This is a genomic window from Thalassospira sp. SM2505 (assembly GCF_054901115.1).
Map to the genome: position 1 here is coordinate 34,606 of NZ_CM142731.1, position 23,197 is coordinate 57,802.

The 23,197-nt window shown below is 54.0% G+C and carries 22 protein-coding genes; 14 read left to right on the top strand and 8 right to left on the bottom strand.

Annotated elements, in window-relative coordinates; all coding sequences use genetic code 11:
* Positions 1-17: 17 nt before the first annotated feature.
* Complete coding sequence (gene ubiB, locus ACTU44_RS00180) at positions 18-1,580, bottom strand: 2-polyprenylphenol 6-hydroxylase (RefSeq protein WP_336080430.1); 1,563 nt, start codon at positions 1,578-1,580, stop codon at positions 18-20.
* A gap of 13 nt (positions 1,581-1,593) precedes the next feature.
* Positions 1,594-2,367, bottom strand: coding sequence for a bifunctional demethylmenaquinone methyltransferase/2-methoxy-6-polyprenyl-1,4-benzoquinol methylase UbiE (gene ubiE / locus ACTU44_RS00185; protein WP_114096102.1), 774 nt, complete (start codon positions 2,365-2,367; stop codon positions 1,594-1,596).
* Between the two features lie 155 nt (positions 2,368-2,522).
* On the opposite strand from ubiE, the gene ACTU44_RS00190 reads away from it, so the two are divergent.
* From ACTU44_RS00190 to ACTU44_RS00200, 3 genes are all read left to right on the top strand, one after another.
* A complete protein-coding gene (locus ACTU44_RS00190; RefSeq protein ID WP_114096103.1) occupies positions 2,523-3,167 on the top strand; it encodes a phosphoribosylanthranilate isomerase in 645 nt (214 codons plus the stop codon).
* 94 nt (positions 3,168-3,261) lie between these two features.
* Complete coding sequence (locus tag ACTU44_RS00195) at positions 3,262-4,254, top strand: ion transporter (RefSeq protein ID WP_462096366.1); 993 nt, start codon at positions 3,262-3,264, stop codon at positions 4,252-4,254.
* Between the two features lie 227 nt (positions 4,255-4,481).
* Positions 4,482-6,719: an anthranilate synthase component I gene (locus ACTU44_RS00200; protein WP_462096367.1), complete on the top strand. Its 2,238-nt coding sequence runs from the start codon at positions 4,482-4,484 to the stop codon at positions 6,717-6,719.
* A 128-nt stretch (positions 6,720-6,847) separates the two neighbouring features.
* On the opposite strand, the gene ACTU44_RS00205 is transcribed toward ACTU44_RS00200, so the two are convergent.
* Complete coding sequence (locus ACTU44_RS00205; RefSeq protein WP_114096105.1) at positions 6,848-7,465, bottom strand: RNA methyltransferase; 618 nt, start codon at positions 7,463-7,465, stop codon at positions 6,848-6,850.
* Positions 7,466-7,734: 269 nt separating this feature from the next.
* Between ACTU44_RS00205 and ACTU44_RS00210 the strand changes: the two genes are divergently transcribed.
* From ACTU44_RS00210 to ACTU44_RS00225, 4 genes are all read left to right on the top strand, one after another.
* Entirely contained in the window at positions 7,735-7,938 is a 204-nt protein-coding gene (locus tag ACTU44_RS00210; RefSeq protein WP_336079378.1) for a DUF1289 domain-containing protein, read from the top strand.
* 26 nt (positions 7,939-7,964) lie between these two features.
* Complete coding sequence (locus ACTU44_RS00215; protein ID WP_336079380.1) at positions 7,965-8,723, top strand: HugZ family pyridoxamine 5'-phosphate oxidase; 759 nt, start codon at positions 7,965-7,967, stop codon at positions 8,721-8,723.
* Between the two features lie 221 nt (positions 8,724-8,944).
* Positions 8,945-10,570, top strand: a complete 1,626-nt coding sequence (locus ACTU44_RS00220; RefSeq protein ID WP_114096108.1) for a phosphoenolpyruvate carboxykinase — start codon at positions 8,945-8,947, stop codon at positions 10,568-10,570.
* 207 nt (positions 10,571-10,777) lie between these two features.
* Complete coding sequence (locus ACTU44_RS00225) at positions 10,778-11,668, top strand: substrate-binding periplasmic protein (RefSeq protein ID WP_462096368.1); 891 nt, start codon at positions 10,778-10,780, stop codon at positions 11,666-11,668.
* A 210-nt stretch (positions 11,669-11,878) separates the two neighbouring features.
* Here the strand turns inward: ACTU44_RS00225 and ACTU44_RS00230 are convergent, their stop codons facing one another.
* Positions 11,879-13,561, bottom strand: a complete 1,683-nt coding sequence (locus ACTU44_RS00230) for an EAL domain-containing protein (protein ID WP_114096110.1) — start codon at positions 13,559-13,561, stop codon at positions 11,879-11,881.
* A 428-nt stretch (positions 13,562-13,989) separates the two neighbouring features.
* On the opposite strand from ACTU44_RS00230, the gene ACTU44_RS00235 reads away from it, so the two are divergent.
* The 3 genes from ACTU44_RS00235 to dapE all read left to right on the top strand — a co-directional run bounded on the left by ACTU44_RS00235 (position 13,990) and on the right by dapE (position 16,987).
* Positions 13,990-14,685, top strand: a complete 696-nt coding sequence (locus tag ACTU44_RS00235) for a pyrimidine 5'-nucleotidase (RefSeq protein WP_462096369.1) — start codon at positions 13,990-13,992, stop codon at positions 14,683-14,685.
* A gap of 194 nt (positions 14,686-14,879) precedes the next feature.
* The gene (gene dapD, locus ACTU44_RS00240; protein ID WP_114096113.1) at positions 14,880-15,725 is read left to right on the top strand and encodes a 2,3,4,5-tetrahydropyridine-2,6-dicarboxylate N-succinyltransferase; all 846 of its coding nucleotides are present in this window, start codon (positions 14,880-14,882) and stop codon (positions 15,723-15,725) included.
* 122 nt (positions 15,726-15,847) lie between these two features.
* Complete coding sequence (gene dapE / locus ACTU44_RS00245) at positions 15,848-16,987, top strand: succinyl-diaminopimelate desuccinylase (protein WP_462096370.1); 1,140 nt, start codon at positions 15,848-15,850, stop codon at positions 16,985-16,987.
* On the opposite strand, the gene ACTU44_RS00250 is transcribed toward dapE, so the two are convergent.
* A complete protein-coding gene (locus ACTU44_RS00250) occupies positions 16,988-17,668 on the bottom strand; it encodes a TetR/AcrR family transcriptional regulator (RefSeq protein ID WP_462096371.1) in 681 nt (226 codons plus the stop codon).
* Between the two features lie 173 nt (positions 17,669-17,841).
* Here ACTU44_RS00250 and ACTU44_RS00255 point away from each other — a divergent pair, with 173 nt between their 5' ends.
* On the top strand, positions 17,842-18,510 hold the full coding sequence (locus ACTU44_RS00255) for a glutathione S-transferase family protein (protein WP_462096372.1): 669 nt from the start codon (positions 17,842-17,844) through the stop codon (positions 18,508-18,510).
* 136 nt (positions 18,511-18,646) lie between these two features.
* Here the strand turns inward: ACTU44_RS00255 and ACTU44_RS00260 are convergent, their stop codons facing one another.
* The gene (locus tag ACTU44_RS00260; protein ID WP_462096373.1) at positions 18,647-19,258 is read right to left on the bottom strand and encodes a glutathione S-transferase family protein; all 612 of its coding nucleotides are present in this window, start codon (positions 19,256-19,258) and stop codon (positions 18,647-18,649) included.
* Positions 19,259-19,413: 155 nt separating this feature from the next.
* Between ACTU44_RS00260 and ACTU44_RS00265 the strand changes: the two genes are divergently transcribed.
* Together ACTU44_RS00265 and ACTU44_RS00270 are read left to right on the top strand one after the other, a co-directional pair.
* The gene (locus ACTU44_RS00265; protein ID WP_114096117.1) at positions 19,414-20,292 is read left to right on the top strand and encodes a LysR family transcriptional regulator; all 879 of its coding nucleotides are present in this window, start codon (positions 19,414-19,416) and stop codon (positions 20,290-20,292) included.
* A gap of 59 nt (positions 20,293-20,351) precedes the next feature.
* Positions 20,352-20,726: a DUF1636 family protein gene (locus tag ACTU44_RS00270; protein WP_114096813.1), complete on the top strand. Its 375-nt coding sequence runs from the start codon at positions 20,352-20,354 to the stop codon at positions 20,724-20,726.
* Here the strand turns inward: ACTU44_RS00270 and ACTU44_RS00275 are convergent.
* The gene (locus ACTU44_RS00275; RefSeq protein ID WP_462096374.1) at positions 20,723-21,523 is read right to left on the bottom strand and encodes a hypothetical protein; all 801 of its coding nucleotides are present in this window, start codon (positions 21,521-21,523) and stop codon (positions 20,723-20,725) included. The two genes, ACTU44_RS00270 and ACTU44_RS00275, sit on opposite strands and share 4 nt — an antisense overlap.
* A 90-nt stretch (positions 21,524-21,613) precedes the next feature.
* Entirely contained in the window at positions 21,614-22,552 is a 939-nt protein-coding gene (gene nudC / locus ACTU44_RS00280) for an NAD(+) diphosphatase (RefSeq protein WP_336079393.1), read from the bottom strand.
* A gap of 193 nt (positions 22,553-22,745) precedes the next feature.
* On the opposite strand from nudC, the gene ACTU44_RS00285 reads away from it, so the two are divergent.
* Positions 22,746-23,189 carry a hypothetical protein gene (locus tag ACTU44_RS00285; RefSeq protein ID WP_336079395.1) on the top strand — a complete coding sequence of 148 codons (444 nt, stop codon included), beginning with the start codon at positions 22,746-22,748 and terminating at the stop codon, positions 23,187-23,189.
* The last annotated feature ends 8 nt before the right edge of the window (positions 23,190-23,197 follow it).

The window sequence follows — 23,197 nt, forward strand, 5'->3', positions numbered from 1 at the left end:
CCTTGCGAGAAAGGGGCCTATTTCAGATAGACCGCAAGACCAAGGGCAATGATCGCAACCCAAAGAACCAGCGTCTGGCGCGACACGCCGCCTGATTTGCCCTGACCGTTTCCGGATTTGCCACGCATCGCTGCCACCGTATCGGGATGCAGACGCAATCCCTGATCGGTCAGAACAGAAGACGCCTTTTCAGCCGCCTCAAGCACGCGGGGCAGACGGCGCAACATCAATCCTGCCTGAAGGGTTGCATCCTTGATCTTGGCCTCAGGACCAAGGTTTTCACGCATCCAGTCTTCGATCAGCGGACGCGACAATTCCCACATATTCTCGTTCGGGCTAAGGATACGCGATAGCCCCTCGGCAACGATCATGGTTTTCTGAAGCATCAATAACTGCGGCTGGGTTTCCATGCCGAACTGTTCGGTAATCTGGAACAGCTGCCCCAGCAAACGCCCCACCGAAATATCGGCAAGTTCCTTGCCCAGAATCGGTTCGCCAATCGAACGGCAAGCCTGCTGGAAAGTTTCAATTGACTGGGTACGCGGCACGTAACCTGCTTCAAAATGAACCTCGGCCACGCGGTGATAGTCGCGGGTCAAAAAGCCCAGAAGCATCTCGGCCAGATACAGACGCGTCTGTTTATCAACACGTCCCATGATCCCGAAATCAACGATGCTGACCCGGCCGGTTTCATCAACAAACAGGTTGCCCGGATGCATGTCGGCATGGAAGAAACCGTCGCGGAAGACCTGCTGGAAGAACGCCCCCGCGGCCTTGGCAAGCAGGGCAGACCGATCAATCCCCATGCGATCAAGGGCCTCGACATTGTCGATACGAACCCCCTTGACCCGTTCCATGGTCATGACATGTTCGGCGGTCCGTTCCCAATCGATCTGCGGGATGTAATAGGTCGGATCACTTTCGAAATTGTCGCGGAATTCCGATGCCGCTGCGGCCTCAAAGCGCAAATCCATCTCAAGATGAACACTGTCTTCAAGCGCCTTGACGGTCTCAACCGGCTTAAGGCGACGCAGGCGCGGCTGGGTCAGTTCGACAATTTCGGCAACCCAGTAAAACAGATCAAGATCACGGGCAAACCGTACCCGGATGTCGGGTCGCAGAACCTTGACCGCGACTTCACGACCATCGGGCGTGGTTGCGAAATGCACCTGCGCGATTGACGCAGCCGCCACCGGCTGGTCGTCAAATTCCGAAAACAGAACATCAAACGGTTCGGCAAGCTGTTCGGTGATGATCCGTTTGGCAATCTTGGCCGAAAAGGGTGGCAAGCGGTCCTGAAGCGTCGACAAATCAGCCGCCACATCATCGCCGATTAGATCGGACCGGGTCGCAAGCGTCTGGCCGAGCTTGATAAAGGCCGGACCAAGTTCCTCAAGCGCGCGGGCCAGTCGGCGACCGGGCGGCAGGTCGGAACGGCCCGAAAACGGTGCCGTCAGACGGGCAAAGAACGCCAGAAGCTTTCCGCCGGGAACAAGGGCAAGCGGAAATAATGCATCATGGCGCGCCAATGTACGCGCCATGCCAAGCAGGCGAAAGCTGTTGCGGACAAACCGGATCATGCGCTCAAGACCCTCAAACCCGCCAACCCGAATGAATGGCAGCAATACCACCAGACAGATTGCGGTATTTCACCCGTTCAAAACCAGCAGCCCGGATCATGGATGCGAAGGTTTCCTGATCGGGGAACTTGCGAATGCTTTCGGCCAGATACTGATAGGCTTCGCGATTGCCCGCGATGAACCGCCCGATTTCCGGCAGCAACTTGAACGAATAGGTGTCGTAAAGCTTGTCAAAGCCCGGCACGACAACCTTGGAAAATTCAAGACACTGGAACTTTCCGCCCGGACGCAACACACGGAATGCCTCCGACAGGGCTTCTTCAATCCGGGTCACGTTGCGAATGCCAAAGGCAATCGTATAGGCATCAACAGAATGATCGGGCAGCGGCAATTTCTGCGCATCGCCCACGGTCCAATTGATGTTTTTCAGGATGCCATGATCGGCCGCACGGTCGCGCCCGACATGAAGCATCTCATAATTGATGTCGCATACCGTGACCGACCCGCCGCCATTTTTCAAAAAGCGGAATGCGATATCCCCGGTGCCACCGGCCACATCCAGAAGCTTCATTCCCGGACGCGGCTTAAGCTCGTTGATGAACGTGTCTTTCCACAGACGGTGGATACCGCCGCTCATCAGATCGTTCATCAAATCATATTTGGACGCGACAGTGTCGAAAACCTCGCGCACCATGGATGCCTTCTGGCTTTCGGGAACATCCCGAAACCCGAAGTGTGTTGTGTTTTCGCCGTTTTCGCCCGCGGCAGGGTCTGTATGCTTGCTCATCGTCGGGAAAATAGCGCAGCAATGATTATCCTGCCAGTGGAAAGCCACCCCAAATCGCAAATATCCTGTCGATATGGTGCAGTTTCTGCTAAGGGACTCAGACGCACCAAACATTTGCTGCGAAAGTTAGAGCGACGACAAGACAGGATACCCCGATGAGCTGCATGGTAAAGATCTGCGGAATCAATAGCGAAGATGCCCTTATTGCTGCCATGAGCGCCGGGGCAGATGCGCTCGGTTATGTCTTTTTCCCGCCAAGCCCGCGTCACATATCGCTTAACGGTGCCAAGACCCTGACCAAACGCGTACCCAACAGCATCCTTAAGGTCGGTCTGTTCGTCGAAGCCGGTGACGAGGCGCTTGAAACCGCGATTGCCGCCGGAAATCTTGATGTCATCCAGCTTCACGGCAAGGAAAGCCCGGAACGGGTTGCCGAGGTCAGGGAACGCTTTGGCCTGAAAGTCATGAAGGCCATTTCGGTCAGCACCGCCGATGATATCGAGGCCGCCAAAGCCCATTATGACGGGATTGCCGACTTCCTGTTATTTGATGCCAAACCGCCCAAGGACAGTATCCTGCCGGGCGGCAATGCCGTTTCGTTCGACTGGACGCTTTTGACCGGTCAGAATTTCAAAAGCGACTGGATGCTTGCCGGTGGCCTTGATCCCGACAATGTCGCCGAGGCCGTTCGCATTTCCGGTGCGCCCTGGGTTGACGTCTCGTCAGGTGTGGAAAAGGCAAAAGGCGTCAAGGATGCCCGCAAAATTGCCGATTTTGTCCGGGCAGCAAAGGGTTACTGACCTTTTGGTCGGGTAATTTAACCATTTCTGAAGCGATTGGCGCAAAACTCTCCGTGCAATAAAGCAATCCCTTGCCGGACCGGGTAGCCGCGACATGAAACCGACGCTTCGTTCAAAGACACAGAAACTTTTACATGGCGTCGAGCGTGACTCTCGCCTGTCGCTGTTCGTCCATCTGGTGCTTGCCAGTGCAATCGTCATCAATGTCCTGGCGGTGATTTTTGACTCGGTCCATGAGCTGGCCGAACAATATTACCTGACCTTTGCAATTATCGAGATTGCCTGCACCCTTCTGTTCACGGTTGAATACGGGCTTCGCGTCTGGTCCGCCCCGGACAATCCGGACTTTAACGGTCGATGGGGACGGCTTCGCTATATGCTGACCCCGATGGCGCTGATCGATCTTCTGGCCATCCTTCCGATTTTCCTGTGGTTCTTCACATCGATTGACCTGCGCTTTATCCGGATTATCCGGTTGCTGCGCCTTCTGAAATTCACCCGATATTCGACCGGGCTTGAATTGATGTTGCTGGTCTTTCGTCAGCAACTGGGCATTTTCGGCGCGGCCAGTGCCGCCCTTGCCTGTATGCTGGTTTTCAGTGCCGGCGCGATCTTTGTTGCCGAACATGAAGCCCAGCCAGAGGCCTTTGGCAATCTGCTCAAGGCGCTGTATTGGAGCGTGATTACGCTGGCCACCGTTGGCTATGGCGACATCGTGCCGATTACACCCTTTGGCAAATTTCTTGCCAGCATTATTTCCCTGACCGGGATCGGGATCGTTGCGGTTCCGGCTGGTATTCTGGCCTCGGCCTTCAATGCCGAACTGCGTCGCCGTGAAAACGAATACCGTCACCAAGCCACCCGCCAGCTGATGGGCAAACGTCTGACCGAACGGGTACGCAACAAACTGAAATCCCATCAGGAAGAACTGGGTATTAGCGATGAACAGGCGCAATCGGTTCTTGATGATATCCGCGATGTTCATCGCAGTGAAAGTGACGAGATTCTGACCTGTCCGCACTGCCATTTGCCGCTTCACTTGGAGCTGAAAGAGGCAGAAAGCAACACGCCGACGCAAAAGCCTTGACGTCGGCTTTTTTTGCGCACATGGTTTGAGCCATGAAAACACATGGCATGAACCCGATCCGTATTTCCAATCGTTGGTGGTGGCACGCTTAAGCGGGCGGCCAATACACATGCCCTGAACATACCGGCCGCCTCATTCTTGCAGGCGGCTTTGTGTTTTCAGACCTTTCTTTCTTCCTGATGATCACATGGCTCCTGCGGCATAAGGCCCACAAAGGAGTAATAAACGTGACGACCCCACATCAGGAAACCGGCATTTCCGAAGAAAGCAGCGAGTACCGCTATACAACCGATGGCGGTGTTGCGGTCATTCGCCGCATGACCAATATCGCCTATGAAGATGCCACCGAAGGCCTGATTGATGCCCTTGATCAGACCAAGGGTGTGCTGCTGTCTTCCAGCTATGAATTCCCGGGTCGCTATTCACGTTGGGATATGGGCTTTGACGCACCACCGCTTGAAATTGTTGGTCGCGAACGGGGCTTTGCCATTCATGCGCTCAATGATCGTGGCCGGGTGCTGCTTGATGTGATCTCCGATGCGCTTGCCCCCCATCCCCATGTTGAAAGCATCACCGATGGCGAGGACGGGCTTTATGGTGTGGTCAAAAAACCCGCCTCCTGGTTCCCCGAAGAAGAACGCAGCCAGCAACCAAGCCTGTTTTCTGTTGTCCGGTCATTGCGTAATCTGTTTGGTCACAAGGGCGATGAACGACTTGGGCTTTACGGCGCATTTGGCTATGACATCGCGCTTCATTTCGAACAGATAAATCTGTCCCAGGACCGCCCGTCCGATCACAAGGACATCCATCTGTTCCTGCCAGACCAGTTGATCACGGTCGATCACGCGTCCCGTATCGCCACCAAAATCGATTACGAATTCATCACCCCGGACGGCCACAGCACCGTCGGCCTTGATCGTTCGTCACAGCCCCACCCGCCGTCACGCGGCAATAATGCGATTGTCGAAAACGATATGAAAACCGGCGAATATGCCGCGATTGTCGATGAAACCAAGCCCCGCTTTGCCCGTGGTGAACTGTTTGAAGTTGTGCCCAGCCGCGTTTTCAGAACCCCTTGTGCCACCGCACCTTCGGAAATTTTCCGCCGCCTGAAACGTCGCAACCCCGCCCCTTATGGCTTCCTGATCAATCTTGGCGACGGCGAACATCTTATTGGCGCATCGCCTGAAATGTATGTCCGGGTCAAAGGCCAGCGCATTGAAACCTGCCCGATCTCGGGCACCATTGCCCGTGGCCGCGACGCCATCGAGGATGCCGAAAACATTCGCACATTGCTCAATTCGACCAAGGATGAGTCGGAACTGACCATGTGCACCGATGTCGATCGCAATGATAAGGCCCGCGTCTGCAAACCGGGCAGCATCCGCATCCTTGGCCGTCGTCAGATCGAAATGTATTCACGTCTGATCCACACGGTTGACCATGTCGAAGGCCGCCTGCGTGACGGGTTTGATGCGCTTGATGCCTTTCTGACCCATTGTTGGGCCGTTACCGTAACCGGTGCGCCAAAACGCGCGGCCATGCAACATATCGAGGCCGTCGAACGCAGCGCACGCGCATGGTATGGCGGGGCGATTGGTGCGGTTCTGTGCAATGGGGATCTCAATACCGGACTGACCCTGCGTACTGTGCGCCTCAAACAGGGCGTTGCCGAAGTCCGTGCGGGTGCCACCTTGTTGTATGATAGCCAGTCAGACGCCGAAGAAGCCGAAACCGTGCTTAAGGCATCGGCGATGATTGACGCTGTGACCCGCGATGCCAAGAACGAAGTGACCATCGACCCGGCAAGTTCCGGCGTTGGCAAACGGGTTCTTCTGATCGACCACGAAGACAGCTTTGTGCAAAACCTTGCCAGCTATATCCGCGCAACCGGCGCCCAGACACTTACCCTGCGTCCGGGCTTCCCCGACGAGGCGTTAGATGATTTCAAACCCGATCTGGTCTTCCTGTCACCCGGGCCGGGACGCCCCGATGACTATCACCTGCGCGACAGTATTGAACGCGCACTTGCCGCAGGCTTGCCGGTGTTCGGGGTCTGTCTTGGATTGCAGGGGATTGTCGAATTTTTCGGCGGATCGCTTGGCCAGCTTGTCACACCGATGCATGGCAAACCGTCAAAGGTAAAGCTCGATACCACCGATCCGCTGTTTGAAGGACTTCCCGAAGACATCGTTGTTGGCCGGTATCATTCCCTGTTTGCCAAGGCGGCGGAACTGCCGGCGGATTTGAAGGTCACGGCGCGAAGCGATGATGGTGTCATCATGGGCATTCGTCACAGCAGTCTTCCGATCAGTGCCGTACAATTCCACCCGGAAAGCCTTCTGACCCTGCAAGGTGATGTTGGAATGCGCATGATTGCCAACCTTCTGCGCAATCCGCACGGCGCCACGCCCGAGGAAGAAGCCGAGACCGGGACCACGCCGTCCGACATCAAGGCGGCGTAACATCTGCACCTGATCTGCGCAGTGCCAAAGTCCCCCTTTAAGGCACAAACGCGCAGATCAAATACAGCAACGGCCGCGCTCCTCCCTCGCGGCCGTTGCTTTTATCTTATCTGCTGGTCTGCAACCGATCAGGCGTCGTCATCATCAAGCGAACCGTCAATCACCGAGTAATCGGGCGGCGGTGCCTGACGGAATTTTTCCGGATCACCCTTGCGTTTGTCGCGGGTCCGGGAAATCCAGCCGCCATAATGGGCTTCGGGCTTTGGTTCGGTCGGAGCACCGGCACGCACCGGACGCGGCGCAAAACGCCCCAGACTGATCAGGCGATCATACATCACGATATTTGCCGCAATCGCGACATTCACACAAAAGCTCATCGGGATTTTGATGATGAAATCGCATTTTTCCTGCATCTCATCAGACAGATTGCCGCGTTCCGGCCCCAGAATATAGGCTGCCTGCGACGGATGCTTGAAACTTGGCAGTTCAATCGCATCGGGAGTCAGCTCGATACCGACCATCCGGCATCCCTGCGGCAGGAACAGATTGTCGTGATCCGGGAAATGATAGTAGGGCATCTGTTCGCCCGACTTCGATGTGTCGGTAATGTTGGAGCGTTCCTCACGGAAATCCGCATCCACCGTAAACGCAAAGCTTGCGCCAAAGGCATGGGCAGAACGAAACAGGGTGCCCACATTCAAAGGCTTGCTTGCCCCTTCAATTCCAATCCCGAAATAGCCGCGCATATCTTCCTCCGTGCCGCACGCTCGGCCCCCATGCGGGCACGTGCGAAATCAACTCCATGACAAGAACGTGGAACGGGCTATACCCCCATGGGGCAGATAAGGCAACCCAACCGCCCCGATTGGCAGCCATTCTCCTTCCTTGTCTCCCTGAGCATTTCCCTTGACGCACGGCACCGAATTCAGCATTTCCGGAATGCTGCAACTTGATCACAGCCTCCGAACCTGCTTTGTATGTCTGACCGTTTTCCATCGTCAGCCAGGCCCAGTTCATGAGCGTCAAGTCACCCTGTATCGGCACCTGTGTCCTTGATCCCAAATCCGGATTTTGTCTGGGATGTTTTCGCACTGGTGACGAAATCGGTGCCTGGATGGGGTTAAGTGACGGGAATAAAAAACGGGTGATTTCCAAGGCCCAGTCACGCCAGGTACAATTCACCGCCGCCAGCAAAACCGCGATATCGACAAACAGCTGATCAAGACACTGCAAGGGACCACTATCATGTCAGGCGCCTCTGCTATTCCCTCTGTTGCTGATCTCAGGAAAAGTTGCCGCACAGCCAAAAGTGCGGTCCTTGCGACCATTGCCGCCGATCACAAACAAGTCGGCGATGGCTGGCCCGTGACATCAATGGTCGTTCCGGCCTTTGATATTGATGGCACACCGATCCTGCTGGTTTCCGATCTTGCCGATCATACCCGCCATATCAAGGTCGATAACCGGGTGTCCCTGTTGATCACGCCACAGCAAGACACCCAAAATCAGGCTGATACAATTCAGACAGATAATGCGCGCATCACCATTTTTGGCCGTGCCACCCGCGATGACGCGCCTGAAACACGGGCCGGGTATCTGCGTGCCCATCCCGATGCGGCGCAATATGCCGGTTTCGCCGATTTCGGTTTTTACCGGATCGAGGTTGCCGGAGTTTACTGGGTCGGTGGATTTGGCAAACAGCGTCGCCTTTCGGGCACCCAGTTCATCGCATCCGATTGCGCACCGCTGAAATCATCCCACGATGATATCGTAACCCACATGAATAACGATCATGCCGATGCGCTTGCGGGGATTGTTTCGCATTTCACATCCCATGACCCCGATACTGGATGGCAGATGCATTCCATTGACTGCGATGGCATGGTTCTGAGGTCTGAAACTGCGGATTCTCGAAAAATCAGAATCGACTTCCAGAAAACCATCCACACACCGGGTGACGCACGCGGAATTTTGGTCGAAATGTGCAAAAAATGGCGCGCATAAGTCGGACCATTTGTATTGTGAACATTTATTCCTTCGACCCTGAACATAGAATTTTCGCAATCGCAAAAGTCGCTACGTTTTCCTAGGTATTAGGCAAAAGGACCGGTTGCTTTTAAGACACCTTTGTAACAATATGTCTCAACACAACGGGTTTCCCACAACTTGTTGTGTAGAATAGCATATTAACCCCCAGCTCTTTTAATTCCCACCAGGAGAGATTCGTGCTGCAATCAGGACCCGTTGTCAGCCGCGTAGGCCTTGAAACTCATGGCCTCAAAAACCTTGGCGCCGTTCACTGGAACCTTGACGCTGCCGGCCTTTATGAACATGCGATCCGTCGCAACGAAGGCAAGATCGCCAAGGGTGGTGCATTCGTCGCACTGACCGGCGAACATACCGGCCGTTCCCCACAGGACCGTTTCGTTGTCGAAGAAGACAGCACCAAGGCAGATATTGATTGGGGCGATGTAAACCGCCCGGTCAGCCCGGAAGTATTTGAGCGCCTCTATCAGAAAGTGCGCGCATATTTCCAGGGCACCGAACTGTTCGTTCAGGATTGCTTTGCAGGTTCCGACCCGCGTTTCCGCCTGCCGGTTCGCGTGATCAACGAAAATGCATGGCACAACCTTTTTGCGCGCAACATGTTCATCCAGCCGCAGAAAGAAGAACTGCGTGACTTCGCACCGGAATTCACCATCCTTCATGCTCCGGGCCTTCAGGCCGATCCGGAAGTCGATGGTACCCGTTCCGAAGTCTTCGTGATGGTCAGCTTCGAGCGCAAAATGGTCATCATCGGCGGCACCTGGTATGCCGGCGAAATGAAGAAGTCGATCTTCTCGGTTCTCAACCATATCCTTCCGGCCAAAGGCGTCATGCCGATGCATTGCTCGGCCAATATGGGCAAAGACGGCGACACCGCCATCTTCTTTGGCCTGTCGGGCACCGGCAAAACCACGCTTTCGGCCGATGCATCGCGCACCCTGATCGGTGACGACGAACATGGCTGGGGCGAAGACGGCGTCTTTAACTTCGAAGGCGGCTGCTATGCGAAGGTGATCAAGCTTTCCAAAGAAGCCGAGCCGGAAATCTTTGCGACCACCGAGCGTTTCGGTACCGTTCTTGAAAACGTTGTGATGAACAAACAGTCGCGCGAGCTTGATCTCGACGATGCCCGTCACACCGAAAACACCCGCTCAAGCTATCCGATTGAATTCATCCCGAATGCATCGGAAAACGGTCGTGGTGGTCATCCGAAAAACATCATCATGCTGACCTGTGATGCCTTTGGCGTTCTGCCACCGATCGCAAAACTGAGCTCGGCACAGGCGATGTATCACTTCCTGTCAGGCTACACCGCGAAAGTTGCCGGCACCGAAAAAGGTGTCAAGGAACCGACTGCCGCGTTCTCTGCCTGCTTTGGTGCACCGTTCATGCCGCGTCACCCGTCGGTTTATGCCAAGCTTCTTGGTGAACTGATGGAAAAACATCAGGCCAATTGCTGGTTGGTCAATACCGGCTGGTCCGGTGGTGGCTATGGCGTTGGTTCGCGCATGAAGATTGCTTACACCCGTGGCCTTCTCAATGCGGCTCTGAATGGCGAACTGGAAAATGCCGATTTCGCAACCGATCCGTATTTCGGTCTTGCATACCCGACCGCATGTGGTGACATCCCGGCAGAAGTTCTCAACCCGCGTGAGAGCTGGAGCGACAAGGCAGCTTATGACAAGGCTGCCGCCAACCTGACCGGTCTGTTTGAAAAGAACTTCTCCAAGTTCGAAGAACATGTGACCGACGACGTTCGCGAAGCAGCAATTCGCAGCAACGCCGAAGTCAAAGCAGCAGAGTAATCTGCAATATATACCCATGGAAAAGGCCGGTGTGATCACCGGCCTTTTTTCTATCGGCATCCAGCGGGCCTAGAAATAACCCTGCATTGCCCCGGATAACTGATCTACCGCAAGTCACGTCGCCAAGAGAAATAATACAGTACGCATGAAGCATGATATCATACTGATTCTATTGACACTTAATATCTATAGTAACCCGGAACTTTAATGCGAATACCCGCTCATTTTCCAGACTCTGTGTCCAGACCCAGTACCAGTGGTTTTACTGGCAATTGCTCAGTCACTGGCGCCAACCGCTTTTGGCGATGGGCATCCATTGTCACGTTACTTTGTCTGGTAATTGTGTTGTGGAGCTACGGAAATGCCCAGGCACAAAATGCGCTGATATCGCCCCCCGGCAAGCACCATACAGTTACCCTAGCCTGCAACCCTTTTCCACCGGCCAAGATTGCAAACAGTACAACCAAGCCCGGCTACGATGTTGAAATTCTCAGAGCCGCTTTTGCATCACGCAACATTACCTTGCTGACACCGTTTTATCCCTGGAAACGTGCCTATTTTCTGGCTCAGAGCGGACAGGTGGACGGTCTGTGTTCCTGCAGCTATCTGCCAGAACGCGAAACCGACTTTCTTTTTTCAGACATTCTTGGTCACGTACGGGTTGCGCTTTATGCCACCCGCGATGAAATCCTGAGATCGGTTGATGATCTTGAGGATGCGAAAAGCATGACCGTCGGGGTCGTGAATGGCTACAATCTTGAAACCGCAGCACGCACCGCTGATATTGATGTCGTCATGGCAAACAGTGAAACAACACTGGTCAATTTACTTCTGTCAAAACGCCTTGATGCAGTTCTGTCTTTCAGGGCCCCGATGGATTACCTGCTGAATGTCGAAAAGAACGACATACCGGGCATTTCGACCATCAAAACCAAGACCCTGTCAAACGATCCCTATTATTCCTGCATCACCCGCAAGACCGAACATGCCGACATGCTGCTGAAAGAACTTAATACCGGTCTTGCTGCCATCCGCCAGAGCGGACTTTATGACAGCATCTTGGGTAAATACGGGATCTTGTCCGAACTGTCTCAATAAGACCGGAAAGCGATCCTCCTTTCCAAACAGCTTCTTTGGTCACAAGGTTTTGTCTTTCTTGTATCGATCTGCTCACATCCTCCATTGAATTGAAATCAATAGAATCTCTTATTCCTGAATTTCAACCGTCGTCAAAACGCAACAAGGCCACCCTGAAGGTGACCTTGTGACAATGAGAAATGCAGTCTCAGCTTGGTATAGCGACTTTTACTATCGCCGAGGGGAAGCATCACGCCAGTAAAGGCTGATATCGGCCTCGGGTTTGCCAAACAGATAGCCTTGTGCGAAATCAAAGCCGGCCTTGGTGATCAGTTCACGCATCTCGTCAGTCTCGATCATTTCACCAACCACTTCGACATTGATCTCGTGGCACAAATCAACCAGCGATCGCATGAAAGCCTGTCCCTTGCCGGTTTTCATCGATTGGCGAATGGATTCCCCGTCGATCTTCACATAATCGACTTCCATTGCACTGAGATAACGGAAATTCGACGCACCGGTGCCAAAATCATCCAGACAAATTTCAATGCCCAGTTCGCGGAAACGGGCAATCCATCTTGCAGCTGTATCGATATCCTTGATTTCCGAGGTTTCGGTAACCTCAATCATCAACTGGCCAAGCGTTTCACGGTTACGTTCGAACAATGCGATCGCTGACCGGCAGAAATCCGGGTTTTCCAGTGAATGACCGGAAATATTTACGGCAACCCGCACTGTGATCCCGGATTGAAGCTGTGACTTGATCCATTTAAGATTTCTGCGCAGCATTGCCAGATCAAGCCGATGGACCATATTGACCTGTTCGGCAAAGGCAATCAGGTCCTGTGTCGGGATCAACTCCCCGGCGTCATCATAGAAACGGACCAGAACTTCGAAGTGATGGATCTCGGCATTAGGCAGACGCACAATCGGCTGATAGACCGTGTCGAATTTCAGTCGGTCAACCCGCATCCCGAAATCCTGCATCGCCGAAAAAGTGCTATTGACCAGATTATCTGCCTGCCCCATCAGCCGCGAGAAGGTAAACCCGTGATCCTGACGATCACAGAACCGGCGAATGGAATACAGAACCCCGCGCGCCAGATCGCCCGGCGGGATGACCTCGGCAGTGAAATCGGTCACGGTTGAGGTGACCTCTACCCCGATGCCTTTGGGGTCGGCATCGCGCACGCATTCCTCTATCCGCCTTTCAAGATCGCCAATCGGCACATCGGGCCGATGCAGCATACCGAATTTCTCGGGGCCAAGGCGCCCGGCCGTATCCCCCGCCACCGAATGGGCGCGCAAAAATGCGCCGACACTTGCCATCAGCTCATTGCGCTCAAGCTGCGCCATGCGCTTGCACAGCGGGTCGAACGCATTAAGGGTCATCAGGGTGAATTTGTGCTCCGTACCGGTTTCACGCTGGGCGACCAACCGTTCTGTCACGACTTTTGACAGGCTTTCTTCATCAAGAAGACCCGTCGCATTGTCACGCTGGATCGATCCGGCAATATCGGGTGGCAGCGAATTGATCGCCACACGCAGGGCAACAAAGAAGTGATCGCCAAGATCAGGCAGGAAATAGCCGCTCATAGAGACAGGCGGACTAAGCTGTTCATCATGCTGGGCAAAGCGGACCTGAATATTATCCATGCGTCCGCGTCTGCGCGCGACATGCAGCATTTCAGCAACCAATGGCCTGAACTGTTTGGCCAGAAAACTTGTGAAAAGTTTCCCCGAAAGTTCCTGTGGACGACGGCCAAGGATACCGTCCGACGCACCGGAGGCAAAAACGATCCGGAAATCGCCATCCAGCTCAAGAAGTAGATCGCCCCATACAAAGGCCAGTGCCGCAAAACGGTTGCGTTCGTTTCGCAATTCGGTTGTTCGAGCTTTTATCAGTTTATCCAATGCGCCCTCTCACGCTGCCCGCAATCAGCGACATTTTTCACTTCCCCCGAACTCAAAAAATGCCCTCTCCGCCATTCCGGCTTTTTGAGATGATCAGCCCTTTATGCTTAACAAGGGTTTTACAAACTCGATCCTGATTATTCTTGCGAATAACCATCCTGTTGCAAAATCACCCCGAAACTCCCGAACAGTCGCTAGAAAACGGGGCAAATTGGCACCAAAGATTTCATATATCTTTGTTCTTGCAGCGGGTTTTAAACCCCCACTCCCGATAATTCGACCTTTAAGTGGCTGCATCAGACGCATAACAACAATGCCAAATTGCAGAAGACCGGGCAGATGTTTCCAAGCGCGACCAGATCGCTTACAACTAGGAGCATAATATTTAGTCGCGCCCCCGATATTTTACCGATCAAGGCCACCTGACCATGACCATCTCTGCCAAAAGCCCTGTCACCCTGCCGCGTCTGACTTCAGAATCCGTGCTGATCTTTGATCTCGACAACACCCTTTATCCGGCAAACTGCGATCTGTTTTCACAGGTCTCGGACCTGATTGGTAAATATGTCCGCGAGACGCTCAAGCTCGAAGCTGATGCCGCCCATCGGGTGCAGAAGGACTTTTTCCATCGTTATGGCACAACCTTGCGTGGCCTGATGACCGAACATGACATCGATCCGGCAGACTATCTTGCCAAGGTTCATGACATTGATCTGTCAGTAGTGCCACCGGCACCGGAACTGGCCGAGGCCCTTGATGCCCTGCCCGGAAGGAAGCTTATTTTCACCAATGCGTCGCGCGGCCATGCCGAACGCGTGATGGATCGTCTTGGCATTATCGACCGGTTCGAGACGATCTTTGACATTGTTGATGCCGATTATATCCCCAAGCCGCAGCAACAGCCCTATGACCGCCTGCTTGCGCGTGATCGCGTTGACCCTACGCAGGCTGTCTATTTCGAAGACATGGCCAAAAACCTGTTACCGGCCAAAGACATGGGAATGACCACGGTTTGGGTGAATACCGATGTCGAATGGGCCCAGAATGGCAGCGACGATCCCCGCCTTGATCACCAGACCAGTGACATTGTCGGGTTCCTGCGCACTCTTGCGGCAACTTACTGACAAGCGACGCGATTTGTCACGGTTCCAGGATTGAGCTTCCCGGCCTGATCCGCTATGTCTATCGCGCAAAGGGATCAGGAACGGAGAAATGCCCGAAACGGGCGCTTCTACGCAAACTGGCGGAGTTGACTTCATGGGCTGCATTGACCATTCTCCGCCCGACAGATTTAGGCTGACCGCAAGGACCTTCGAAAATGAACAGAACTGAACTTGAAGGCGTGATTAACGTCGCATGGGAAAACCGCGACGAAATCAGCTCCGCCACCCAGGGCGAAATTCGCAAAGCAGTTGATCAGGCGCTTAATGCCATGGATCGCGGTGAATTGCGCGTTGCCGAAAAGACCGGCGGCAAATGGGTTGTCAATCAGTGGGCCAAAAAGGCGGTTCTGCTGTCTTTCCGCCTTAATGACATGACCACCATCGCAGGTGGCCCGGGCGAAAACACCAACTGGTGGGACAAGGTTCCTTCCAAATTCGAAGGCTGGGGCGAAGCCGAGTTCAAACAGGCCGGTTTCCGCGCCGTTCCGGGCAGCATCGTTCGCCGCTCGGCTTATGTCGCACCGGGCACTGTCCTGATGCCAAGCTTTGTAAACCTTGGCGCCTATGTTGATACCGGCGTGATGGTTGATACCTGGGCAACCGTTGGATCCTGTGCGCAGATCGGTAAAAACGTTCACCTGTCAGGTGGTGCGGGTATCGGCGGCGTTCTTGAACCGCTTCAGGCCGGACCGGTCATCATCGAAGACAATGCGTTCATCGGCGCACGTTCGGAAATCGTCGAAGGCGTTATCGTCGAAGAAGGTGCTGTCATTTCGATGGGTGTCTTTATCGGCGCATCGACCAAGATCATCGACCGCACCACCGGCGAAACCTTTGTCGGCCGCGTTCCGGCCTATTCGGTCGTTGTTCCGGGCAGCATCCCGGGCAAACCGCTTCCGGACGGAACCCCGGGGCCGAGCCTTTATTGCGCGGTCATCATCAAGCGTGTTGATGAAAAGACCCGTTCGAAGACCTCGATCAATGAATTGCTGCGCGACTGATTTCTGTTCTGCGCAACATTGATGATCTATAAGGGGCAAAACGGCTAGTTCGTTTTGCCCTTTTTCGCACAAACACCCTGACCGCATAACAACCGGTCAGAAACCGAACAAGAGATTGCCCGATGTCTGCCGCCCTTGAACTTGCCCAGTCACTAATCCGTTGCCCGTCTGTCACCCCGGCGGATGCTGGTGCGCTTGATGTCTTGCAAAAGGCGCTTGAAGCACGCGGCTTTGACTGCAAACGCAAGGTCTTTGACGGCGATGGCAGTGATGCCATTGATAACCTTTATGCCCGTCTGGGCACCAAGGGACGCAATTTCTGCTTTGCCGGCCACACCGATGTAGTCCCCGCGGGTGACACCAACGCCTGGACCGTCGACCCGTTTGGCGGCGAGGTGATTGATGGCCGCCTGTTCGGGCGTGGGGCAGTTGATATGAAAACCGGCATTGCCTGCTTTGTCGGGGGCGTCGATGCCTTTCTGGCGGCACATCCGGATTTCGATGAATCCATCTCGTTCCTGATCACCGGCGACGAAGAGGCCGATGCGATCAATGGTACTGTCAAGCTGGTTGAATGGTGCGATCAGGAAGGCGAAAAATTTGATTGCTGTCTGGTTGGCGAACCGACCAACCCAAAATATCTGGGCCAAATGATGAAAGTCGGTCGCCGGGGTTCTGTTACCGGCTGGCTGACCGTGTTTGGGGCACAGGGCCATGTTGCCTATCCGCATCTGGCAGATAACCCTGTACCGCGCATGATCAGAACGCTTGATGCCCTCAATTCCCGTGAACTTGATCAGGGCACCGATCACTTCCAGCCCAGCAATCTTGAAATCACCACCGTTGATGCTGGCAATGCCGCAACCAACGTGGTTCCGGCCAAGGTCAGCGCGGCCTTTAACATCCGCTTTAATGATCAGCACACTGGCGCTGATCTGAAAAAATGGATTGAAGAAACCTGTACCGAACATGCTGGTGCGCATGAGCTTAAGGTCAAAATCTCGGGCGAGGCATTTTTGTCCAATCCCGGAAAACTCGCCAATCTGATTGCCGATGCCTCGGAAAAAGTCACTGGCAAGCGCCCGGAGATGAGCACCACAGGCGGCACATCCGATGCCCGTTTCATTCAGAAATATACCGAAGTCGCCGAGTTCGGTCTGGTCGGGCAATCCATGCACAAGGTCGATGAACACGCCATGGTCGATGACATCGAAAACCTTGTTACGATCTATGCCGAAGTCCTTGCCGGTTTCTTTGACTGATCAGGCCGTTTTCTGCGCATTTTGCGACGAAACCCCGTCAGCCTGCCGGTTATTGAGGATGGTATCGCGCGTGGCGTTCAATATCTGATCGGCTGTTTGGTCATCCACCGCCCGGCTCAGGACGACAGCACCAACCATCATCGCCAGCATAGCCGCGGAATCCCGTTTGTAATTTTCGGGCACATTGTCCAACTTTGCCCCGGCATCAATATTGATGTGCCGATCAATCCCCGGCACATCATCCTCCTTGGCAAGCTTCCAGGCGAGCTTTTCAGTTGCATCGGTAATCAACCGGGAAAAAGCCTCCCTTGCACGATCTCCTGATCGCGAAACTTCGGCCGACAGGGTTGGCAAAACACATCCCTTGTCGGGGTTTTCAACATGCAGGCGCGACAGATACAAGGTCGCAAAGGTCGTCACCCAGTCTTTGCCACGCCTTTCGGCTTTGCGAAGTTCGGCCAGAACCGGCGAGGATAGCAACGACATGCCGTTCTCCACACAGGCGACAAACAGGTCTTCCTTGTTCTTGAAATGGGCATAAAAGCCGCCGCGCGTCAGCCCGGCTGCAGCCATCACCTGATCAATCGTCACATTTTCGAATCCGGCTTTTTTGAACAATGCGGTTGCCGCATTGACGATACGGATCCGGGTCTTTGGTTTATGCGCGGGGCTATAGGGCATTTTGATCTCCGTTTGGTGGTCTGAGGATTGACCAAGCGGAACTATGGCACAGGCCAATAATATGTTCTTGAACATATTATGTGCTTGGCAATCCTGTCTGCAAGTTCGGTTTTCAATTCCCGCCCAATGCGACGGGCAACAAAGCCCCAAGCAAGCAGCAAAGGACGCCCATCATGTCAGACGTAATCATTGTCGGAATGCCGCGCAGCAACCTGACCCGCACGGTTCGCATTGCCTGTCTTGAAAAGGAAATCCCGTTCGAATTCACCAGCCGCAATGTCCAGACACCGGGCCAGAATGCAACGCCGACCGTGTTGCGCCACAACCCGTTTGGCAAGGTGCCCGTGCTGATACATGGATCATTCGTGCTTTATGAGACGGCGGCTATTTGCCGTTATATCGACGATCATTTCCCCGGCCCGCTTTTGCGGCCTGTCCCGGCGCAAAAGATCGCGCGCATGAACCAGTGGATCAGTCTGGCGATGACACGACTGGATCAGAACATCATTCGCAATTTCGTCATTCCGATGGTCTTTGCCGATCATCGGCGCCGTCATGATCCCGCATTTGCCACCGAAATGACCAGACTTGCCGATGTGATCCGTCATGATCTTTCGGTGCTTGATAAGGCCTATGCCGATGGCTGGATCATGGGGGAACGTTTCACCCTGCCTGACATGATGATCATGCCGATCCTGCATTATCTTAACGCCATGCCCGGCGGCACAGGGATGCTCGAAGACGCACCAATGGTGCTTGATGCCTATCACCGCTTCAAGGCCAGAAGTTCAGCCGTGCAAACCGATCCGCTTTTGCCCGAACAAATTTTGAAATCCGCGTGATTTCATGACCGCCGCCCCGATGTTCCCCTTAATCGCATCGGGGTATCTGGCCACCACAGGCGGGGAAGTCTTCCTTCCCCCATTCCCCCGGAAGCGGGTGGATTTCCTGCCGGTGGTGGCCCTTTTTCAGTCCAGATTACGGGGTCCAGGTAATCGGAACATAACCCGGCAATGCTTCGATCCGGGCAAGCCAGTCCCGAATGCCCGGATAGTTCGCAAGACTGATTTTTCCAAGTTCGGCGCGGTGCGTATAGGCATAAAGCGAGATATCAGCAATCGTAAGGGCCTCGCCCACCAGCCAGTTATGCCCAGACAGCCGCTTTTCCATCAGATCAAGCGCACGCTTTGCACCGGCCTGTTTCATCGGTTCAAGGATATCGGCATTTTCCGGCAGCCCCTTGATCTCATACCAGGAAATCAGGACAGCAACGTTGGGTTCATGGTCATATTGCTCAAAGAACAGCCACCCCATCATTTCAGCCCGCTCATACCTGTCATGAGGAATGAAATTGGTGCCTTCGGCCAGATAGCCCAGAATGGCGTTGCTTTCGGCCAGTACCCGGCCATCATCAAGCACAAGGGCCGGAATTTTTCCGTTCGGGTTGATCTTTGCCAGATATTCCGGTGTACGGGTTTCACCCTTCATGATGTCGCGTTCGACATACTCAAACGGTTGACCCAACATGGAAAGCAGCAAACGGACTTTATATCCGTTCCCCGACATCAGATAGTCGTTCAAAATCATCATGAAATTCCTTGTGGCACATGCGTCAAAAGCATTCGCGTTAAAGCATTGGCCGGCCAGGTGCGATATTTGCCGCTGGATGAATTTCAAACAATCGAATAGTTTTGACCCAATTGTTCAAATTAATTGATCATAAATTCTGATCAAAGGAAGAGGCCATGGATTCCGATCTGCTTCGCAGTTTTGTTGCCTTTGCCGAATGCGGCAGTTTCAACCGTGCCGCTGATCGCATCGGGCGCACGCCATCGGCATTTTCGATGCAGATGAAGCGACTTGAGGAGCTGGTTGATAACAAGCTGTTTGAACGCGACGGGCGCAATGTGCTTCTGACCAATGATGGCATCACCTTTGTCGGATATGCGCGACGCATCCTGTCTCTTCAGGACGAGGCAATGGGCAAGCTCCGCACACAGGATGCGACCCGGCCGATCCGCATTGGCTGCCCCGATGATTATGCCCAGAAAATCCTGCCGGTCGTTCTGCGCGGTATCCGCAACGTATTTCCCAACGCGACTTTCTTTGTCTCGGTCAATCCGACCATCTTGCTGCAACGGATGCTTGATCAGGGGGAACTTGATATCTCGCTGGTCAGTCGATCCGCCATGGGCGAGGAAGGCTATTTCCTGCGTCACGAGCCCGGTGTCTGGGTGACCTCGCCCGTTCATCGCCAGCATGAACTTGATCCGCTGCCACTGGTATTGCCCGCCGAGGACTGCAAATTTCATGCTTGGGCAATTGATGCCATTTCAAAATCCGGCAAGCCTTTTAACCTGTTTGCCACCACCCGTCAGGCCGCATCGCTTTTACATCTGGTCCGAGACGGGCTTGGGGTCGCCGCCCTTGCTGCGGCAAGTGTCACCGATGAATTCCAGATTCTTGACAGTCGCGATGGTTTCCCGCCCCTGCCTGCGGTCGGGGTTGCCGTGATGCTTGCAGAAAATTCACATCCGCTGGTCAGTCGCCAACTGGCGGCCGCCATACAGGATTATGTCAGTCAAAATCTTGAAGATGACTTGACCGAGACCGCCGCAAGCTGATTGGATGCGCGCCCCGCTTGACGCGCGACCAGAAACCTCGCCACAAAAAGATTGATTTGATGACCACCAAACCACGCCTGAATATTTGCATCACCTGCACGGCCTCGAATGCCGACGCGCAAACCGATCCGCGTCACGGCAAAATGCTGTTTGACCGGATGGTTGAACTTTGTGCCGAGCGTGATCTTCCGTTTGATCTGCGTCCGGCCGAATGCCTGACCAATTGCAAATCGGGCTGCTCGGTTGCGCTCAATGGTTCGGGTAAGTGGGGATATGTCTATGGCAATGTCGATCCTGAAACCATGATTGATGATCTTTGTGATCTTGCCACACGTTATGCCGATAGCGATGATGGCATTGTCGCCTGGCGTGAACGTCCTGAAACATTGCGCCGGAATGTCATCGCGCGCATCCCGCCACTGGACGGGATTTAGCCCGATACGCCAATGTGAAGCTGACGCCAAAGACGTTCGACTTCACCGCTGGCAATAAGTTCGGCAACCAGCTTGTTAAAGGCATCAAGCGGAATCGCTGAATCTTTCGACAGCACCGAAACCAGATCATAGGTTGCATCGGGTTTGCCTGCGATCACCAGACGATTACGCATTCCGGGATCCTGGACAAACTGACGGGCCAGAAATCCGGCTGACACGACGGCAATCGGTGCTTCGCCGGCAAAAAGTCCGTCCAGAACTTCAGCTTCGTTATACCGCAGCAACACATTGAAGTTCTTGCGCAAATATTCCGGGTCGCCATTGTAGTCTGCAAAGCCGTAATGGAACCCCAAAACGCACAGCATCCGATGTGCGGTTACATCGGAAAACAGTTCCTGTGCATCTGTCCGGTTCGATAGCGCCAGATAGATATCTTTTTCCCGGACGATGGGATCAGAGTAATGAACATCGTAATCCGGCCAATCCCACTGCGCACTTTCAAGCAACACAAGATCAAGCTCGCCATTCATCAGCGCCTGGTATCGGCGACGTGAAGATGTCTCTGCCAGCTGGAATTGATACTCATCCTGCAATCCGTTGAGCAGATTGATCAGTTTGGGAACGATACCGCCTGCCTTGCCATCCTGATAGAAATAGACAACCCCGTATTCATAGGCACCGACCTTGACAATTATCGGGTCAGCAGCCCTTACCGCGTTGGTTCCGGGGAAAAAATAAAACGCGCAAAATGCCAGAAACACTGCCAGCACGTTCGATTTTACACGCATTTTTCCCAAGGGCTTTTATCCTGCGACGTTGTTCCCAAAAATGTGCACTGCGGCAAAAAACATCCGGGGGATTACCCGTTCACCTTGTGCTGTCACTTTCTATATGCGTCGCGCGCACCAGTTTTCCAGAAGGAATCGCGCAATTGAGATCGGTCGCGGCAAATTAATTCCCTTTTGCGGAAGTGCTGCGACCTCTTCGCGATGCACCCACATGGCAAATTCGATCTCTTCCTGATCGGGGAAAAGCTCGGTTGTCTCGGCTTCGGCGACAAAGCCCAACATCAGGGAACCGGGAAACGGCCAGGGCTGCGATGCCACATATTGGGGCCGCTTGATCCGGACACCGACTTCTTCATGGACCTCCCGTGCAACCGCCTGTTCAAGGGTTTCACCCGGCTCAACAAAGCCTGCAAGCACAGATACCATGCCGGGCATGAATTGTGGGGACCGGGCCAGCAATACGTGATCCTGATGATGGATCAGCATGATCACAGCCGGATCGGTTCGCGGAAAATGAGCCTTGCCACAAGCGGGGTTTGAACATTGCAATCTGTAACCGGCCTCTTCGATCCGGTTGGGATGACCACATGCCCCACAAAACTGATGCCCGCGATGCCAGTTGAAAATGGCGCGTGCCTGTGCGGCCAAGGCCGCTTCGTCACTTGAAAGGGCGGCCATCCGGCTACGCATGTCGCCAAACCCGCCGCCCAGTGCGCGCACCGCATCGTCGCGTTCGGGCATGACGGGGGCGATATCAACCGCAATCACCGGCCCCTGTGCATCACGCCCGATATAAATCCAGTGCCCGCCATTGAGATCAACATCAAGATGCGGGATTGCCGGTGCGCCCAGCACCACCAGTTCATGGGCATCCATTTCCTCGGGCCAGGCAAAAAGCGGATCACCGGCATGGCAAATAACGATGCGAAGCGATTCTTCGGCCAACAGAATCTGCTGCCAGTTCTCGGTCTTGCGCAGCAGCGCGTCACGATCAAGATCGATGGATTCGTAAAATTGTCGTGCCATCATCTGATCCATTCAATTTCTGATTATCAAAGTTGATCTGCCGGGTCTCAAAAGCGGTCGGAAGGCTGTTCAAAACTTAGCGGCGCTTTGTCAAAAGGCAACCATATACAGGCCAGATTATCTGGATCATGCCATAAATCTGGTCACATCAAATGGATGCCTCCGTCGGTTTTCCTGCAAGATATGCAACCTGAAAGGAAAACTCATGTTTGAAAAACTGACGTCTGCCGCAACATGTTCGATTGGCACATTTGTTTTGCTGACGCTTCTTGGTGGAACGGCACAAGCCGATGTCGATATTTATCGCGGTGTAGATGCCAAATCCAATGGCAATGCAACCCTTTCGCCCGGTCAGTTCAGCTTCAACCCAACTCTGTCCAACTTCATTCATCCCCAACTGGCTCCGGTGTTGAAACCGTGTAACTATCGGTTCACGGTCATCCTCGATGGTGAACCTGATGTCGGCGCACATGGTCCCGTTGCTGGTTTGGAAGGCTATACCGCGCTGTTTGATAATGACCCTGAGGGGCATTGGGGTATCATCCAGCCAGAAGGCGTCAGTGCAGATGACGCCAAGGCCGCCGTATCAGCCTTCGCACAGCAGAACAGACAAAACGTCGTAAATGGTACGCAGGACAATTGTCGGTAAGTGAAGTC

Coding starts and splice junctions, on each gene's coding strand:
- ubiB (WP_336080430.1), bottom strand. CDS start 1,580: ATGATCCGGTTTGTCCGCAACAGCTTTCGCCTGCTTGGCATGGCGCGT.
- ubiE (WP_114096102.1), bottom strand. CDS start 2,367: ATGAGCAAGCATACAGACCCTGCCGCGGGCGAAAACGGCGAAAACACA.
- ACTU44_RS00190 (WP_114096103.1), top strand. CDS start 2,523: ATGAGCTGCATGGTAAAGATCTGCGGAATCAATAGCGAAGATGCCCTT.
- ACTU44_RS00195 (WP_462096366.1), top strand. CDS start 3,262: ATGAAACCGACGCTTCGTTCAAAGACACAGAAACTTTTACATGGCGTC.
- ACTU44_RS00205 (WP_114096105.1), bottom strand. CDS start 7,465: ATGCGCGGCTATTTCGGGATTGGAATTGAAGGGGCAAGCAAGCCTTTG.
- ACTU44_RS00210 (WP_336079378.1), top strand. CDS start 7,735: ATGAGCGTCAAGTCACCCTGTATCGGCACCTGTGTCCTTGATCCCAAA.
- ACTU44_RS00215 (WP_336079380.1), top strand. CDS start 7,965: ATGTCAGGCGCCTCTGCTATTCCCTCTGTTGCTGATCTCAGGAAAAGT.
- ACTU44_RS00225 (WP_462096368.1), top strand. CDS start 10,778: ATGCGAATACCCGCTCATTTTCCAGACTCTGTGTCCAGACCCAGTACC.
- ACTU44_RS00235 (WP_462096369.1), top strand. CDS start 13,990: ATGACCATCTCTGCCAAAAGCCCTGTCACCCTGCCGCGTCTGACTTCA.
- dapD (WP_114096113.1), top strand. CDS start 14,880: ATGAACAGAACTGAACTTGAAGGCGTGATTAACGTCGCATGGGAAAAC.
- dapE (WP_462096370.1), top strand. CDS start 15,848: ATGTCTGCCGCCCTTGAACTTGCCCAGTCACTAATCCGTTGCCCGTCT.
- ACTU44_RS00250 (WP_462096371.1), bottom strand. CDS start 17,668: ATGCCCTATAGCCCCGCGCATAAACCAAAGACCCGGATCCGTATCGTC.
- ACTU44_RS00255 (WP_462096372.1), top strand. CDS start 17,842: ATGTCAGACGTAATCATTGTCGGAATGCCGCGCAGCAACCTGACCCGC.
- ACTU44_RS00260 (WP_462096373.1), bottom strand. CDS start 19,258: ATGATGATTTTGAACGACTATCTGATGTCGGGGAACGGATATAAAGTC.
- ACTU44_RS00265 (WP_114096117.1), top strand. CDS start 19,414: ATGGATTCCGATCTGCTTCGCAGTTTTGTTGCCTTTGCCGAATGCGGC.
- ACTU44_RS00270 (WP_114096813.1), top strand. CDS start 20,352: ATGACCACCAAACCACGCCTGAATATTTGCATCACCTGCACGGCCTCG.
- nudC (WP_336079393.1), bottom strand. CDS start 22,552: ATGGATCAGATGATGGCACGACAATTTTACGAATCCATCGATCTTGAT.
- ACTU44_RS00285 (WP_336079395.1), top strand. CDS start 22,746: ATGTTTGAAAAACTGACGTCTGCCGCAACATGTTCGATTGGCACATTT.